This window comes from Actinomadura sp. NPDC023710, from assembly GCF_040639875.1.
GTDB lineage: Bacteria > Actinomycetota > Actinomycetes > Streptosporangiales > Streptosporangiaceae > Spirillospora > Spirillospora citrea.
On sequence record NZ_JBFAGB010000001.1, the window covers coordinates 153,818 to 169,316 of the forward strand.

A 15,499-nucleotide genomic window follows, 5' to 3' on the forward strand; every position below is an offset into this window, starting at 1 on the left:
TCGGCGCGAGCAGCCCTCCGGCCGAGTGGCCCTCCGGCACCGCGTCGGCACGCAGAGCGCCCGGAACTTCATAGTTCCGGGCGTTTTGCGGTTTACATGGCGTCCTGATCCGGTCGCCCAGAAGGTTCCACTTACCCAGTAGTAAGTAATGCCGTACTCTGTGGCGCACGCTTGCTGTGATCTTGGGAGCTGTGGATCTTGCGACAGATGAGACGGAACGCGGTGCCGGCGACGATCGCCGCCCTCGCCTGCGTCGCCGGGACGGTCGCCGTGGCCGCCCCCGCGCACGCCGCCGGCTGGAAGAGCATCGGCAGTACGGCGCTCGCCTACAACGGCAGCCTGGACAAGGTCGACTTCGGTGCGAAGAACGCCGGATGGGCCGTCGGCGGAGCCGGCTCCTTCTTCGGTCCGGAGGCCAAGCTCGTCAAGTGGAACGGCTCGGCCTGGGTGGCCGACAAGAGCCCGGTCGGCTTCACCCCCACCGACGTCGCCGTCTCCAGCGCCAGCAAGGCGTGGGTCATCGGCTACAACCTGAGCGGCACCCTCGGCCTCTACTGGAACGGCACGAAGTGGAGCCAGGTCGCCTACCCGATGGTGGGCTTCCCGACCGCCGTGTCCGCCGCCGCCGACGGCACCGCCTACTCCATCGCGGGCGTGGACGCCGCGGCCGGCGGCCCGAGCGCCATCCTGCGCTGGACGGGCACCGCGTGGGTCGACCCGAAGGTCCCGCTGCCGCCCTCCTCCTCCATCACCGCGGTGGACGTCCGGGCCAAGAACGACGTGTGGCTCGCCGGCACGACGTCCGCCACCGGCACGTCCGTCACCGGCCTGGTGATGCACTTCGACGGCACGTCCTGGAAGAAGATCGACGTCCCCGGCTCCCTGGGCGTCCCCGGCTACCAGGGCACCCTGCACCGCATCGTCGCCGACTCGCCGACGAACGTGTACGTCCTGCGCGTCCGGCAGAACGCCCAGATCACCAACGCGATCCAGCGCTACGACGGCAAGGCCTGGAAGACGGTCGACACGCCCCTGAACGCCGCGGGCATCGGCCTGTCCTCCGACGGCAAGGGCGGCGTCGTCATGCTCCCGATCACCACCGGGACCAAGACCCAGTACATGCACTACAACGGCACCGCGTGGACGACTCTCAACGGCCCCGCCCGCACCGGCACCGTCCAGGCCTCCGACATCGACGCCCGCCCCGGCACCACCGGCATCGTCAGCACCGGCACGGCGTCCCAGCCCGACAAGAAGACCCCCTTCATCGAGTACTTCAGCTGACCGGGGCATCCGGGCCGAGCGGCCCCGCGCACGCCCGTCCCGCCCTCGGTGGGACGGGCGTAGTGCCGTCCGCCCTCGCGGGCGGGTGAGGCGAACCCGGGCGGGGTAGAGATCGGGACGCGATCATCGGCACGCTCGTCCGGGGGAGAACAGGGAGCAGCGTCATGCGTTCGGGCGCCATGCGGGTCACGGTCCTCTCCTCTGTCGCGGTGCTGGTCGCGGCAGGTCTTCATGCTCCGCGGGCGTTCGCCCAGGGCACGGAGGATCCCTGCCGGGCGCTCGCCCAGGGGAAGACGCGCTACAGGGCGGGTGCGGCGCGGCACGTGGTGTTCGCCGTGGCGGCCCGTTACGGGACGACCGAGGTGGTCGTCACTGAATGCGCCAGGACGGGACGGTCCTGGAAAGCCGTTCTCACCGCACCGGGACATGTGGGACGGAACGGGTACGCCGAACCGGGCGCCAAGCGGGAGGGCGACGGCATGTCGCCGAGCGGCTCCTACAGCATGACCGAGGCGTTCGGCGAAGGGGATCCCGGTACCCGCCTCCCCTACCGGAGGCTTCGGGAGAGCGGCGACTGCTGGGGCTCGACGATCGGCGACCGGCGGTACAACCGCTACTACCGGGGCGCGTGCCTGCCCGCCGACGAGGATCTCTCGCAGATCATGGAGAACGGGCCCTACCGGCAGGCCGTGGTGATCGACTACAACCGGCCTCCGGACTCGCCCGTCGTCCAGGGGAACGGGTCGGCGATCTTCATGCACGTCGGGGTGGGGCAGACCGCGGGGTGCGTCTCGATGGCCCGGCCGGTGCTGGAGTCCGTCATGCGGACGCTGCGCCCGCGCGATCGGATCATGATGGGGACGAGCCGGGCCCTGTTCCGCCGCTGAGGGGACCGCGGGGTCGAGCGCGCCGGGCACCGCGGCGCCGCGCTCGCTCATCCGCTGCGCCGCGCGCCGGCGGGTCCCTGGACGATCAGAGGTAGTCGGCGGTGTTCCTGACGGTGCCGAACCTCGGGAACGTGCGCCGCACGGCGAAGTCGTGCTCCTCGGCGGTGCGGTCGGACATCGCGTCCGCGACGAACTCCAGGTCGTAGCCGTGGTCGCTCGCGGCCCGCGCGGTCGACTCCACGCCCATGCTCGTGACGAGCCCGCCGAAGACGAGCGTCGTCAGGCCCCGCTCCCGCAGCCGCGCGTCCAGGTCGGTGTCGTGGAAGGCGCCGATCGTCCGCTTCACGACGACGATGTCGCCGGGCTCTTCGAGGCCGGGCGCCAGCTCGCTGCCCGCGGGCTGCCGGGCGACGTTCGGACGCTCGACGCGCACGAGCACGACCGGCCGCCCCTGCGCGCGGAACGCGGCGGCGAGCGCCCGGCAGCGGTCGAGCACGTCCTCTCCGGGGTGGGGGGCGAGCGGCAGCGCCACGATGCGCGGCATGAGATCGATGAGGACGAGCCCGGATGACATGAAGATCATTTTAGGGCGGTCCCGGGGACGTCGGGGGTCAGTCCCACCGGGCGCTGCGCTGGCGCTTGACGCTGCTGCGGCGCTTCTTGTTCTCCAGCCGCCGCTCGTTGATGCCGCGGGGGACCTTCTTGGGGACGCGCTTCTTCGGGGGAGGGGCCGTCGCCTCGGCCAGGAGGGTCGCCAGGCGGGTGCGGGCGGCGTCGCGGTTGCGCTGCTGGGAGCGGTACTCCTCGGCGCGGATCGTGAGGACGCCGCGGACCAGGCGGCCGGAGAGGCGCTCCAGGGCGCGGGCGCGCAGCGGTTCGGGGAGGGACGGCGAGTTCGCGACGTCGAAGGAGAGTTCGGCGGCGGTGGCGCTGGTGTTGACGTGCTGCCCGCCCGGCCCCGAGGAGCGGGAGAAACGCCAGCCGAGCTCGGACTCCGGGATGGAGACCGAGCCGCGGACATGGATCTGGGCGGGCATGCCCCCATTGTCGCAGGGAAGGCTCGGCGGAGTCGCTTCAATATCGTCCCCGTGGCTCCGGCGGCTCCCGCCCCGCGTCCCGACTGGCGACCACTGAAAGTACTTACTTACACTGGGCGCCATGACCGTGCTTGCCGATGAACAAGGACTCTTCCAGGACGGCGACCTCATCCGCGTCATCACGCGGGAGGGCGTGCTGATCGCCGCGGGCGGGGCCGCGTCGTTGCTGCAGACCGCGCACCCGAAGGTGGCGCAGGGCGTCTACGACCACAGCTACACGGCGGACGACCCGCTGCGCAGGCTGCGGAACACGATGGGGTGGCTCTACGCGGTGCAGTTCGGGACGCGGGAGGAGGCCGAGACCTTCAGCGCCCTGGTCACCAGGGGGCACGCGGCCGTCACGGGCCCCGACTACGAGGCGAACGACCCGGAGTTGCAGGTGTGGGTCGCGGCCACCCTGTTCGCGGTGGCGGTGCAGTTCTACCAGATGGTCTTCCGGCGGACGTTCACCGATGCGGAGCTGGAGGAGTTCTACCGGCAGACCAAGGTCTACGCGACGATCCTCGGCTGCCCGGAGGAACGGATGCCGGGAACCTATCCGCAGTTCCGCGAGTACTACGCGGGCATGCTGCGCAGCTTGAAGATCACCGACGCGTCGCGGGCCATCGCCGGGCAGGTGCTCAACCCGAGGCTTCCAGGCGGGCCGCTGCACGCGCCCGGCCTGGCGACGATCCGGCTGCTCACCGCGGGGCTGATGCCCGCGCCGATCCGCGAGCAGTACGGATGGGAGTGGAACGCGCGGCGGGAGCGCAGGTTCCGTCTCCTGGTCGGCGTGATCGCGCTCGTGTACCCGCGGCTCCCGCTGCGACTCCGCACGCTGCCGCGCGAGTACTACCTGCTCACGACGCGACGCATGCTGGCCAAGGCGAAGCGGCGCCCGGCCGTCAAGGTCAGGGGCACGGCCCCGGAACAGGGCTGATTCCAAGCCCGGGTCGGTCAGGGCGCCGGGCTCATGGGAGGCAAGTGAGCGGCCGCGTGACCCACAGGCAGGTCACGCGGCCGCTCTCCCTTGCTCGGTCCTTCCGCCCGGCCCGGCCGGAAGGACCTACCGGCCCGGGTCGCCGTCCGCCGCCCGCTCCCCCCAGAGCCCTGGCCGGACGGCGTCCCGGGTCAGACCGATGCGCCGGCGATGATCGCGTCGGCGGCCTTCTTGGCGGAGTCGACGGGGATGGCGAAGCCGACCCCGATGCTCCCCTCGCTGCTCCCGGACGTGGCGATGGCGGTGTTGACGCCGATCACCTGGCCCGCGGCGTTGACCAGCGCGCCGCCGGAGTTGCCGGGGTTGATGGCGGCGTCGGTCTGGATCGCGTTCTTGATCACGGTCTGCTGCTGCTGCGACAGCCGGCCCTGGAGCCCTGGCGGGAGCTGCTGCTGCTGGTCGCCGCCCTCCTGGATCTCGCGGCCGAGGGCGCTGACGATGCCGGACGTCACCGAGCCGTCCAGCCCCAGCGGGCTTCCGACGGCCAGGACCTCGTCGCCGACCGAGACGCGGCCGCTGGCGCCGAGCGTCGCGGGCTTGAGGCCCGACACCCCCTGCGCCTTGACCACGGCGATGTCCTCCGCCTTGTCGGTGCCGAGGACCTGTGCCGACGCGGTCCTGCCGTCGCTGAACTTCACCGCGACCTGCTGGGCCCCGGACACCACGTGCGCGTTGGTGAGGATCACCCCGTCGGAGCGCAGGACCACGCCCGAGCCGCCCTCCACGCCGGATGAGGTCTGCGCCTGGATCGACACCACGCTCGGCTGCACGGCGGCGGCGACCTGCGCGGTCGTGCTCTTGGACGCGATCCCCGAGACGGCCGTCGGGCTCGCGTAGACGGTGCTCTCGTGCGTCAGCGCCAGCACCACGCCCGCGCCGGCGCCGCCCGCCCCCAGGGCCAGTGCCAGCGCGGCGCCCACGGCGGCGAGCCTGTGCCGCGTCGTGCCCAGCACGCCCGAGCCGAACACGCCGGGACGGGACGGCGCCTCCGGCTGCGGCGGCGGGACGTTGCCCGTCCACTGCGGGTAAGGGTCGAAGCCGTGTCTGCTGGGCTCCCAAGGCTGCTGCTGCGGCCGGTCGGCGTTCATCGGATCCCCCTGTCGCTCTCTCACCATGAAGAGTGCGCCCCGGGTCTGCAGGCCGCCTGGAGCCAACCTGAAAGTGTGCTGAACGCCTACATGTCATGAAAAACGGCCGAAGGGTCGTCCCTCCGGCCGCTGTGCTGGTCGTTCTGAAGCGTGCTGGTCGTCCTGAAGCTGGCCAGGGCGCTGCCTCCCGCTCCCCGTCGGGACCGGGGCGCGCCCTGTGGATCCATTGGAACCCACGATCCTGAACGTTTCCTGAAAGCCGTGGCATTTCCGGAATGAGGGTGTGTCTCCGGGATGCCGCTGCTCTCCCGATCGCCGTCTCTAGTCGTCCGCGAGGGGCAGGACGACCGAGAACGTCGAACCCTCGCCGGGCGTGGAGTCGGCCCGGACGACGCCCTCGTGGGCGGCGACGAGCGCGGCGACGATGGCGAGGCCGAGACCGGCGCCGCCGTCGTTGCGGGAGCGGCCCTCGTCGGAGCGGTAGAAACGCTCGAAGACCCGCTCCACCTGCTCGGGAGCCAGGCCGGGCCCCTGGTCGGCGACCGCGACGACCGCCGCCGGCTCGTCCCGCAGCGAGCCCGGCGACAGCCGCACCTCGACCGGCGTGCCCTCCGGGGTGTGCGTGATCGCGTTGGTGAGCAGGTTGCCGAGCACCTGCCGCAGCCGCGGTTCGTCCCCGCGCACCTGGTAGGCCAGCCCTCCCTCGACGGTGAGGTCGATCGTGCGCTCGGGTGCCAGGACTCTCGCCTCCTGGACAGAGTCGGCGGCGACGGCGAGGAGGTCCACCGGGCGCCGCTCGATCGGGCGCTGGCGGTCCAGCCGGGCGAGCAGCAGCAGGTCCTCCACGAGCAGGCCCATCCGGGACGCGGTCTCCTCGATCCGGCCGATCAGCCGGTCCAGTTCCGCGGGGGAGCGGGCCGCGCCCTGCCGGTAGAACTCGGCGAACCCGCGGATCGCGGTCAGCGGGGTGCGCAGCTCGTGGCTGGCGTCCGCGACGAACCGCCGCATCCGCTCCTCCGAGCGCAGGGCGGTCTCCTCCGAGCGCAGCGCCGTCTCCTCCGAGCGACGGGCCGCCGCCTCCGACTCCGCCCGCGCCCCGAACGCCGCCTCGATCTGCCCGAGCATCGTGTTCAGCGAGCGCCCGAGCCGGCCCATCTCCGTGCCCGGGTCCGCCTCCGGGACGCGCCGGGACAGGTCGCCCGCCGCGATCGCGCCCGCCGTCTCCTCCACCGCCGACAGCGGCCGCAGGCTGGCCCGGACGACGCCCACGCCGACCACCGCCAGGACCGCCAGCACGGCCAGCCCGACGATCGCGTCGATCACCACCAGCCGCTGCACGGTCCGGTCGATCTCCTCCAGGCTGAACGCGAGCACGATCACCGCGCCGCCCGGGATCGGCTCGGCCAGGATCCGCCAGGTCGACCCGCCGGTCCCGGTCACCGTGAACGGCCGGTCGACGTGCTTGTTCAGGTCGGCCGGCAGTCGCGGATGGCCGGACTCGCTCCACGCCTCGTTCTGCCCGAGCGAGCGGCCGTCGGTGGTGCGGACCTGCCCGTACATCTCGCTCGGGATCCGCACGGTGATCCGCGTCTGCCCGCTCTCCAGCTGCGGGACGACCTGGTCGATCGCCCGCCCGACCGAACCGCGCAGCTGGTCGTCGGCCCGTCCGACGAGGTACTGCCGCAGCACGGACGCGCCCGCCGCGCTCATCACCGTCATGCCGAGCGTGACCAGGACGAGCATCCCGGCGATCAGCTTGACGCGCAGCGACGTGCGCGCCCACAGCCGCGCCAGGCCCCCGGCGGGCGCCGTGCCGCCGGCGCCCCGCGCCGCGGGAGCGGCGGCCGCCGGGGCCCGCGTGGCCATCAGCCCGTTCTCGACGGCTCGCGCAGCACGTAGCCGACACCGCGCAGCGTGTGGATCAGCCGGGGCTCGGTGTTGTCGACCTTGCGGCGCAGCGCGGACACGTACGACTCGACGATGCCGGCGTCACCGCGGAAGTCGTAGTTCCACACGTGGTCGAGGATCTGCGCCTTGGACACGACCCGGCCCGCGTTCGCCATGAAGTAGCGCAGCAGCTTGAACTCGGTCGGCGACAGCTGGACGGGCCTGCCGCCGCGCCACACCTCGTGGCTGTCCTCGTCCAGCTCGATGTCGGCGAAGACCATGCGCGGCGGAGGCTCGGTCACGCCGCCGCGGAACCGCCGCAGCACCGCCCGGATGCGGGCGATGACCTCCTCCAGGCTGAACGGCTTGGTGACGTAGTCGTCGCCGCCGATCGTCAGCCCCTTGATCCGGTCCTGGACGGCGTCCCGCGCGGTCAGGAACAGCACGGGGGTGTGGTCGCCGCCGGACCGCAGCCGCCGCGCGACGTCGAACCCGTCGATGTCGGGCAGCATCACGTCCAGCACGATCAGATCGGGACGGTGCCTGCGCGCCGCCTGCACCGCGTCCGCGCCGTTGGTGGCGGTGATCACGTCGAAGCCGGTGAACCGCAGGCTGCCGGCGAGGAGCTCCAGGATGTTGGGCTCGTCCTCGACGACGAGCAGCGTCGCCTCCGTCGCCCGGCCGCCGTTCGCCGTACGTTCGATCACTGGCACAGTCCCCCTCCACATCATCGCAGAGGCTTCCATCCCAACCTGAACGTCCCCTGAATGCGGGCAGAGGAAAGGCTGAGCGCCGGCGCCGGACAGGTGGGTCGCGCGGGAGCGCGCAGTGCCCGGCTTCCTTCCAGGCGGCTACTCGCGGAGGGCGCGGATGGCCCGCATCGCCTCGCGGCGGGCGTCCCCGGACAGCACGTCGATGTAGACCTCGCCCGCCAGGTGCCCGCATTCGTGCTGGAGGCAGCGGGCGAAGTACCCGGTGCCCTCGACGCGGACGGGCCTGCCCTTCACGTCCACGCCCTCGACGACGGCGTGCTGGTAGCGGGGGGTGTCGAAGCGCAGGCCTGGGACCGACAGGCAGCCCTCCGACTCGACCACCTGCTCGCCGTCGGCGGCCACCAGCACCGGGTTGACGACGTGGCCGATGTGGCGGCGCCCCCGGTCGTCCTCGCAGTCGTAGACGAACAGCCGCAGGCCGACACCGATCTGGTTCCCGGCGAGGCCGGCGCCGTCCTCCTCGTACATGGTGACGAACATGTCGTCGACGAGGCGCTCCAGGGACGCGTCGAACGTCCGGACCGGGTCGCACTCGGTGCGCAGGACCGGGTCCCCGAGAAGCCTGACGGGGCGGGCGGTTCCGCGCGGATGGGTCCGATTGCTCACGATCAAGATCCTATATAACGCGAGATCCCGGAGAACGCGACGGGCGGTGCGCCCGGCCTGCTCAGGGCCCGGCGCACCGCCCGGCGGCGGCGTGCTCGCTCTACAACTCGATGGGGCCGCGCTGCTGCGGCGGGATGGGGGTGGTCGCGGGGCCGCCGGAGTCCTCGTCCGGGCGGGTGGGCTTTGCCTGCGGCGCGGGGGCGTCGGCGGCCGGGGACGGCTCGGGCTTCTTGACCGGCGGCGCGGTCTGCGGCGGGCTCGCCTGCGGCGGGGCCGTCTTTGCCGGGCTCGTCTGTACCGGGCTCGCCTGTACCGGGCTCGCCTGTGCGGGGCTCGCCTGTGCGGGGCTCGCCTGTGCGGGGCTCGCCTGCGCGGGGCTCGCCTGTGCCGGAGCGGCCGGAGCTGCCGGAGCGGCGGGCGGCGTGGCGGGCTTGGCCTGGGCGGGCTTGGCGGCGGTCTGCACCGGCCTGGGCCCCGTCGCGGACGCGGGCTGCGCCGGGCTCGCCTGCGCGGGCTGCGCCTGCTTGCTCTGGGCGCGCGGCCCCGGGCTCTGCCGGACGGCGTCCTCGACCATCTTCTCCAGCGGACCGGCCTCGTTCTCGGCGGTCAGCAGCCGGTGCAGCGTGTCGCTGATCTCGGTGAGGCGCTGGAGGGCCTGGGTGTGGTTCTTCGTGAGCGCGGTGAGCCGCTGGGTCGCGCCCTCGTTGATCACACTGGCCCGGCGCTCGGACGCGGTGAGGGTGCGCTCGGCCTCCAGCCGGGCGCTGGTCACCGTCTGCTCGGCCTCCTGCTTGGCGGACGACAGGACGCTGTCGGACTCCTTCTTGGCGGAGGCGAGCACGTGGTCGGCCTTCTCCTGCGCCTGGGCGAGGTTCCGGTCGGCGTGGGCGCGGGCCTCGTCGATGACCCGCTTGGACTCGTGCTCGGCGTCCTTGCGGATCTCGCCGCCCTTGGCCTCGGCCTCGGCCAGCTTCTCCTGGGCCTCGTCCTCGGCGAGATTGATGATCTGCCGGAGCCGGTCGCTCAGGTCGTCGCCGGTCGGCTTGCGGGCCTCCCGGACCTCGGCCATCTCACGGCGGATCCGCTCGACCTCGTCCTGCGCGCGGGCGAGCCGCGCCTCTAGTTCACGGTGCTTCTGCTGGGCGCGGGCGATGTAGTCGTCGACCTGGCGGCGGTTGTAGCCGCGCATGACGATCTCGAAGGACTCTTCTTGGAGGAGGTTCGGCAGGATTTCGGCTTCGTTGCTCATGATGCCTTGGGGGTCGTTGGCGGGGGTCGGCGCCCCGTCAGGGTCGGTTGAGATGCGATCCTCACCCGCCGGTGAGCGGCCCACGGTGGGAAACGTCAGGACGACTCTTGTCCGGTCCACCCCATTCGCGCAACCGGAACGCACTTCTCGCTGCCGTTTCGTCACACGGACGTGCGCGACAAACTATCCAATCTACGGAGAAATCGCTTCATCGGGGGCGGCTACCATCGGCGCCATGAGCTACCTGGGAGCGTTGGGCGAGGACCGGCCGAAGATCGATCCCACGGCGTGGGTCGCGCCCGGCGCGGTCGTGGTCGGACGGGTGACGCTGGGCCGCGCGTCCAACGTCTGGTACGGCTCGGTGCTGCGCGGCGACGACGAGGAGATCATCGTCGGCGAGGAGTGCAACATCCAGGACCTCGGCTGCATGCACTCCGACCCGGGCATGCCGGCCGTCCTGGAGGACCGGGTCAGCCTCGGCCACAAGGCGATGGTGCACGGCGCCCACGTCGAGACCGGCTCGCTCATCGGCATCGGCGCCATCGTGCTGAACGGCGCCCGCATCGGCTCCGGGACGCTCATCGCGGCCGGCGCGCTCGTCCCGCCCGGCAAGAAGATCCCGTCCGGGGTGCTCGTCGCGGGCACGCCCGGCAAGATCGTCCGAGAACTGACCGACGACGACCGCGCCGTCCTGCGGTACACGCCCGAGGTCTACGTGCAGAAGGCCGAACGGCACCGCACCGCCCAGTGGGACTGAACCCCGCGATCCCGGGCAAACGGCGCGGCGCGGACCGAAACGCGTGGCGGGGGCGGAGTCAAAGTGCTCCGGGCCATGCCTGATCCGGCGTTTCCTCCCCTCTGATAATCCCCTGACCTGCGGGAACGCGGGGAACCGGCCGCTGGGGGGAGCCTCGGCCGGATTCTGCTGACTACGATGACCATCGTGGTGTGGGGACCGGGCTATGGCAGCGCTCCGCCGCCCAGCCCCCCGGCGGGGCACGATCCGTTCACGGAGGCGGAGCGCGACACGAGGGCGATGGTGGCCGCCGCGTGGTGGCCGTCGGCGCCTCCGCAGCAGCGCCATCACGCCATCGCCGGGCGCATGCTCGTCCTGCCGGACGGGACGTGGTGGCTGTTCGGCGCGTGGGCCCGCTGGTACCGGCTGCACCCGTCCGACGGGCAGTGGTACCTGTGCCCGCCGCCGCGCATCCCCTCCGTCCGGATGGCCGCGAGGCCCGCGCAGCAGGGGGCCGGGCAGGTCCCGGCGCTGCCGCCGCACGTCATCCCGGCCGGTCCCGACTTCTCCTACGACCCGCCGTCGGGACTGCCCTTCGTCGCGCACGGGTTCGCGACGGAGCTGACCTCGCGGGTCCGCTCGACCGTGGAGTCCGCCGCCACGCTGGCCGCGCCCGACTACCCGCACTGGTGGCGGGAGTTCACGAACGAGACGCCGTCCACCGTCGCCGTCGCCTGGGGCGTGATGCTGTGGTGCTCCGCCGCGCCCGCGTTCGACTCGCGGCTGGACGCCCAGATGCTCGACCTGTGGAAGCCCTACCGCGCCAGGCCCCTCCCCGACGTGGACGGCCCGCGCTGGCTCACCCCGCCCGCCCTGGAGTCGCTGGTCGCGCTCTACGCCGAGCGGCTGCGCGCCAGCCGGGTGGACGCCGCGGTCGTCGTCCTGCGGACGATGTGGGCCGTCGCAAGCGCGCTCCGCGACGACGTCCGGTTCCAGGTGAGGGCGGACGCGCTGCTCGCCATCCTCGGCGCCACCCTGTCCAACCCGACCGTCGACTACGGGGCGCTGCCCTACGGGGACCAGGCGATCGTCCAACAGTGGCTGACGCGGTGCCCGCCCAACCTGGTGCCCGCGCTGAGGAACGAGAGCTCGCCCGGGGACAACTTCCGGCACGCCTTCTACACGCTCAGCGAGCTGATCGCCGACCTGTCGGGCGATCCCGCCGAACCGGCCTACATCGAGCCCCGGCTCGTGGCCGCCGCCCTGCTCGCCTCCGATCTGGACGTCGTCCGCAAGGACATGGTCGGCACGATCGTGCCCTGGCTGGACCCGGAGATCCGCTACACCGTGCAGGCGGTCTCGCAGCAGAAGGGGCACCCGCTGCGCCGGCTGTGGCCGCAGGACATGCGGCTCCCGGAGCCGTTGCGGTCGGCCGCCGGATCGGGTCCGGGCGCCGAGTCGCTGCTCGCCGCCATGTACGAGGTCGACCTGGCGTGGTGCCGGCTCGGCGGCATGCCCGCCCGTCCGCGCGGCTTCCCCGTCCCGACCGCGGTCGTCGCCGGGATCATCGGACGCAACCGGGCCCGCGCCACGGCCGCCGCCCCGACGACCACGCCGCCGCCCAACCCGGCGTCGCCGCAACCGTCCCCGTTCAACATGCCGAGCCAGCCCGGCATCGCCCCCGGCGCGTCGCCGCAGGAAGCGTCCGGGGCGAACTTCGCGCCGTCCGGCCCCGACCGCCCGTTCGTCCAGCCGCCCGCGCAGCCCGGCTGGGAGAACGCGCCCGGCCCGGCCGCCGGGCACGCCCAGGGCCCCGTGCCGGGCCAGGGCCAGCAGGCCGCGTTCGCCTCCCCGCCGCCCTCGGGGTCCCCGGGGTTCGCGTCCCCGGACCCGATGGCGGGCGGCCACTCGCCCGCCGAGGAGGACAAGGACGACGGCAGCGTCGCGCCGCCGTACACCGAGCTGGGATTCCAGCGTCCCGGTGCGGCGCCGCAGCCCGCGGCTCTGCAGAATCCGGCGCCCCCGGCGCCGATGCAGAGCCCGGCGCCTCCGGCACCCATGCAGAGCCCGGCGCCGCCCGCGCCGGTGCCGAGCCCGCAGCCGCCTCCGCTCTCGCCACCGGCCCAGCCCGCCGCGCCCGCGCCGGTCCAGGCGAGCCCTACGCCCGCGCCCCCTCAGGAGCTCGGCGGCTTCTCCCCTCCGGAGGAGGAGCAGCAGGACGAGAACTTCGTGCCGCCGTACACGGTGCTGGGGTACCAGCCGGCGGGCTCCGCCCCGCCGCCTCAGCCGAGCGCGCAGCCGAACGTCCAGCCGGGCCAGGCGAACCCCGCGCCTCCCGCGCCGGAGCCGCAGCCTCAGGCGTTCGACCCGTACGCGACGCGCATGGAAGACCAGGGCGGCCCCCCGCAGCAGGGCCGGCAGAACCAGCAGGGCCAGCCGCCGGGGACGCGCATCCTCGGCCCGGACGACCTCGAAGACGCCCCGCCCGGCCCCGTGCCTCCCGCTCCCGTGCCTCCCAGTCCGGGGCAGCCCGCCCCCGGGGGCGGCCCGGGGACGAAGGTCATGTCCGGCACGATGGTCGGCGGCTTCGACTTCCTGGACGACACGCCGTCGCCGGACCAGCCCGTCGAGGAGATCCCGCCGCCGAGCGACCGCAGCACCCGCCGGGTCCTGGAGCGGTTCGGGTTCGGTTTCCTGTACGGCGAGCACGACGCGGCCGTGCTCCTCGGCGACCTCAAGAAGCAGGCCGAGGAGTGGAACGCCCCGGCGGGCGAGGACATCGAGCGCACCCGCGTGGACGGCGCGCCCAGCTCGATCAGGTCGGGCGTCCCCGGCGTGCTGCTGGTCGGCGCCCCGCACTCAGGGCAGCGGCGGCTCGCCCGGATGATCGCTCTGACGCTGGCCAACGCGGGGCTCGGCGACGGGTCGATCCGCGCGCACGACGCCGAGGACGTCCGGAACGCGCCGCCGGAGCGGCTCGGGCAGCTGCTCGGGCAGCCGGGCCCGGTGATCCTCTTCGAGCGGCTGGACGTGGCCGTCGCCGGCGCGTCCGATCCGGCCGCGCTCGTCGGCGCGGTGCGCCGCGCCCGCCGCGACCCGGTGAGCACCACGCCGGTGATCGCGACCTGCGAGCCGCGCGCCTACAAGCGGCTGCTCCAGGACCACCCGAAGCTCGTGCAGGCGTTCCGCGTCCACCGGCTGCCCGACTTCGGCGACCTGGACAACCGGATGACGCTGCTGCACCTGCTGGCGGAGGAGCGGCGGGTCACGATCGGCGCCGCGGCCCTGGAGGTGGTCCGCGCCGACCTGGAGCGGCTGCGCGGGCCGGGCGACCTGGTCAACGCGCGGCTGGTCGAGGCGTACCTGGACCAGGCGGCCCAGCGGAACATGGAGCGCGCCGGGGCGTCCCACGACCGGCTCGTGCTGACCCCGGACGATCTCGCGGGCGTCGCCGAGGGGATCGAGCCGGCGCTGCGCCCGCCCGGCGACATCGACGGCTACCTGAACCGGCTCGACCAGCTCACCGGTCTGGAGGACGTCAAGGCCGCCGTGACGGAGCTGGCCGAAGAGGCGGGGCTCGCCGCCGACCGGGCCCGGTACGGGATGTCCGGCGGCGACGCGCGGCACCTGGTCTTCGCGGGGCCGCCCGGCACCGGCAAGACGACCGTCGCCGGTCTCGTCGGCGGCATCTACGCCGCGCTCGGGCTGCTGAACTCCGGGCACGTGGTCGCCTGCCGCCCCGTCCACCTGGCGGGACGCGACCGGGTCGACACCGAGAACCGGGTCGCGAGCATGGTCGAGCAGGCGCTCGGCGGCGTGCTGCTCATCCAGGAGGCGTACCTGCTCGACCGGTCTCCCGCCGTGGTGGGGGAACTGCTGCGCCACATGAAGCGGGGCGCGGAGGGCCAGGGCAGGGCCCGGTTCATGGTGGTCTGCTCCAGCCCGGCGGCGGAGATGGAGGGCTTCCTCGCGGGCAACCCCGCCTTCCGCGCCGAGTTCGGGCGGACCCTGGAGTTCACCGGGATGGGCGACCGCGACATGGTCCGGCTCTTTCAGAGCTACGCCGAACGCGACCTCTACATGCTGGACGAGGAGCTGCGCGTCGAGCTGCTCAACCGGTTCTCGCGGCTGCGGGACGACCCCCAGTTCGCCTACGCCCGGACGGTCCGCGCGCTGTTCGACCAGACGGTGGCGCGGCAGGCGGCCCGGCTCGCCGGGGCCGACGTCAACGCCGCGACCGTGGCCCGGCTGACGGTCCGCGACCTGCCCGAATCGCCGCTGGAGCAGATGCTCGGAGGCTTCCACCAGGGGACGCAGCAGGGGACGCAGGGGACCCGGGAGGGTTTCCAGTAGGAGCGGTGACCGGCCCGTTCGTCCTATGGGGAATGGGTCATGTGCATCAGACGGGCACTACCTGGGAAGGCTAGCCAATCCGGGGTGCGGCTCCTGAAACCGGTGTGTGCGGCCGTCCGGCGGCGCACGCGGACCTCCCCCGGACGGACAGGGCCGAGGTGGCCCTCGAATGGCCCTCTTGGGTCATGTGCCCGCCGCGGCGAGACGCGTAGCCTCGACGACGGGTGTGGGGAACGAACGGAGGTGGACGCGGTGCGCCAGAACCTCGATCTGCGCGTCCACGACCGCGTTGCGCTGGACGAGATCGAACTCTATGCCGAGATGCTCGGCGCGGTGGCGGCGGCTGAGCGGCCGCTGACCGTCGCCGAGATCGACATGGTACTAGGAGTCCGGTCCGGCGACGCCGGTCGACGTGAGCTGACGCCACGAGATTGAAGCACCGTAACCGGGGACGCCGTTTCGGGGCGTCCCCGGTTCGTCATTTCTGCCCGCCCTAGCTCGGCGCCCAGGTCGCGGCACTGTAACGAATCTCACTCATGATCGCCCTTGTCGGCGTGCTC

13 protein-coding genes are annotated in these 15,499 nt (G+C 73.0%); 7 read left to right on the forward strand and 6 right to left on the reverse strand.

The genetic code is table 11. The features are described from left to right. Positions 1-207 precede the first annotated feature (207 nt). Together AB0H37_RS00725 and AB0H37_RS00730 are read left to right on the forward strand one after the other, a co-directional pair. Positions 208-1,284: a hypothetical protein gene (locus AB0H37_RS00725; protein ID WP_179832247.1), complete on the forward strand. Its 1,077-nt coding sequence runs from the start codon at positions 208-210 to the stop codon at positions 1,282-1,284. A 164-nt stretch (positions 1,285-1,448) separates the two neighbouring features. Continuing rightward, a complete protein-coding gene (locus AB0H37_RS00730) occupies positions 1,449-2,171 on the forward strand; it encodes a L,D-transpeptidase family protein (protein WP_360610385.1) in 723 nt (240 codons plus the stop codon). Between the two features lie 85 nt (positions 2,172-2,256). On the opposite strand, the gene AB0H37_RS00735 is transcribed toward AB0H37_RS00730, so the two are convergent. Both AB0H37_RS00735 and arfB read right to left on the reverse strand, forming a co-directional pair. Further along, on the reverse strand, positions 2,257-2,745 hold the full coding sequence (locus AB0H37_RS00735; RefSeq protein ID WP_360610387.1) for an isochorismatase family protein: 489 nt from the start codon (positions 2,743-2,745) through the stop codon (positions 2,257-2,259). 37 nt (positions 2,746-2,782) lie between these two features. Next, positions 2,783-3,208: an alternative ribosome rescue aminoacyl-tRNA hydrolase ArfB gene (gene arfB / locus AB0H37_RS00740; protein WP_179832250.1), complete on the reverse strand. Its 426-nt coding sequence runs from the start codon at positions 3,206-3,208 to the stop codon at positions 2,783-2,785. Positions 3,209-3,329: 121 nt separating this feature from the next. On the opposite strand from arfB, the gene AB0H37_RS00745 reads away from it, so the two are divergent. Continuing rightward, positions 3,330-4,187 (forward strand): oxygenase MpaB family protein, encoded by an 858-nt coding sequence (locus AB0H37_RS00745; protein WP_360610389.1) that lies wholly within the window; start codon positions 3,330-3,332, stop codon positions 4,185-4,187. 191 nt (positions 4,188-4,378) lie between these two features. On the opposite strand, the gene AB0H37_RS00750 is transcribed toward AB0H37_RS00745, so the two are convergent. The 4 genes from AB0H37_RS00750 to def form a co-directional block, all read right to left on the reverse strand. After that, on the reverse strand, positions 4,379-5,335 hold the full coding sequence (locus tag AB0H37_RS00750) for a trypsin-like peptidase domain-containing protein (RefSeq protein WP_360610391.1): 957 nt from the start codon (positions 5,333-5,335) through the stop codon (positions 4,379-4,381). A gap of 321 nt (positions 5,336-5,656) precedes the next feature. After that, entirely contained in the window at positions 5,657-7,201 is a 1,545-nt protein-coding gene (locus tag AB0H37_RS00755; protein ID WP_360610393.1) for an ATP-binding protein, read from the reverse strand. After that, positions 7,201-7,929, reverse strand: coding sequence for a response regulator transcription factor (locus tag AB0H37_RS00760; protein WP_360610395.1), 729 nt, complete (start codon positions 7,927-7,929; stop codon positions 7,201-7,203). Before AB0H37_RS00760 ends, AB0H37_RS00755 begins: the two co-directional genes overlap by 1 nt. 144 nt (positions 7,930-8,073) lie before the next feature. Beyond that, positions 8,074-8,601, reverse strand: a complete 528-nt coding sequence (def, locus tag AB0H37_RS00765; RefSeq protein ID WP_360610397.1) for a peptide deformylase — start codon at positions 8,599-8,601, stop codon at positions 8,074-8,076. Positions 8,602-8,692: 91 nt separating this feature from the next. Between def and AB0H37_RS00770 the strand changes: the two genes are divergently transcribed. From AB0H37_RS00770 to AB0H37_RS00785, 4 genes are all read left to right on the forward strand, one after another. Then, entirely contained in the window at positions 8,693-9,724 is a 1,032-nt protein-coding gene (locus AB0H37_RS00770) for a pentapeptide repeat-containing protein (RefSeq protein WP_360610729.1), read from the forward strand. A gap of 361 nt (positions 9,725-10,085) precedes the next feature. Next, positions 10,086-10,607, forward strand: coding sequence for a gamma carbonic anhydrase family protein (locus AB0H37_RS00775; RefSeq protein ID WP_179832257.1), 522 nt, complete (start codon positions 10,086-10,088; stop codon positions 10,605-10,607). 177 nt (positions 10,608-10,784) lie between these two features. After that, positions 10,785-14,939 (forward strand): AAA family ATPase, encoded by a 4,155-nt coding sequence (locus AB0H37_RS00780; protein ID WP_360610399.1) that lies wholly within the window; start codon positions 10,785-10,787, stop codon positions 14,937-14,939. Positions 14,940-15,182: 243 nt separating this feature from the next. Further along, positions 15,183-15,374 carry a hypothetical protein gene (locus AB0H37_RS00785; protein WP_089314034.1) on the forward strand — a complete coding sequence of 64 codons (192 nt, stop codon included), beginning with the start codon at positions 15,183-15,185 and terminating at the stop codon, positions 15,372-15,374. Positions 15,375-15,499: the final 125 nt, after the last annotated feature.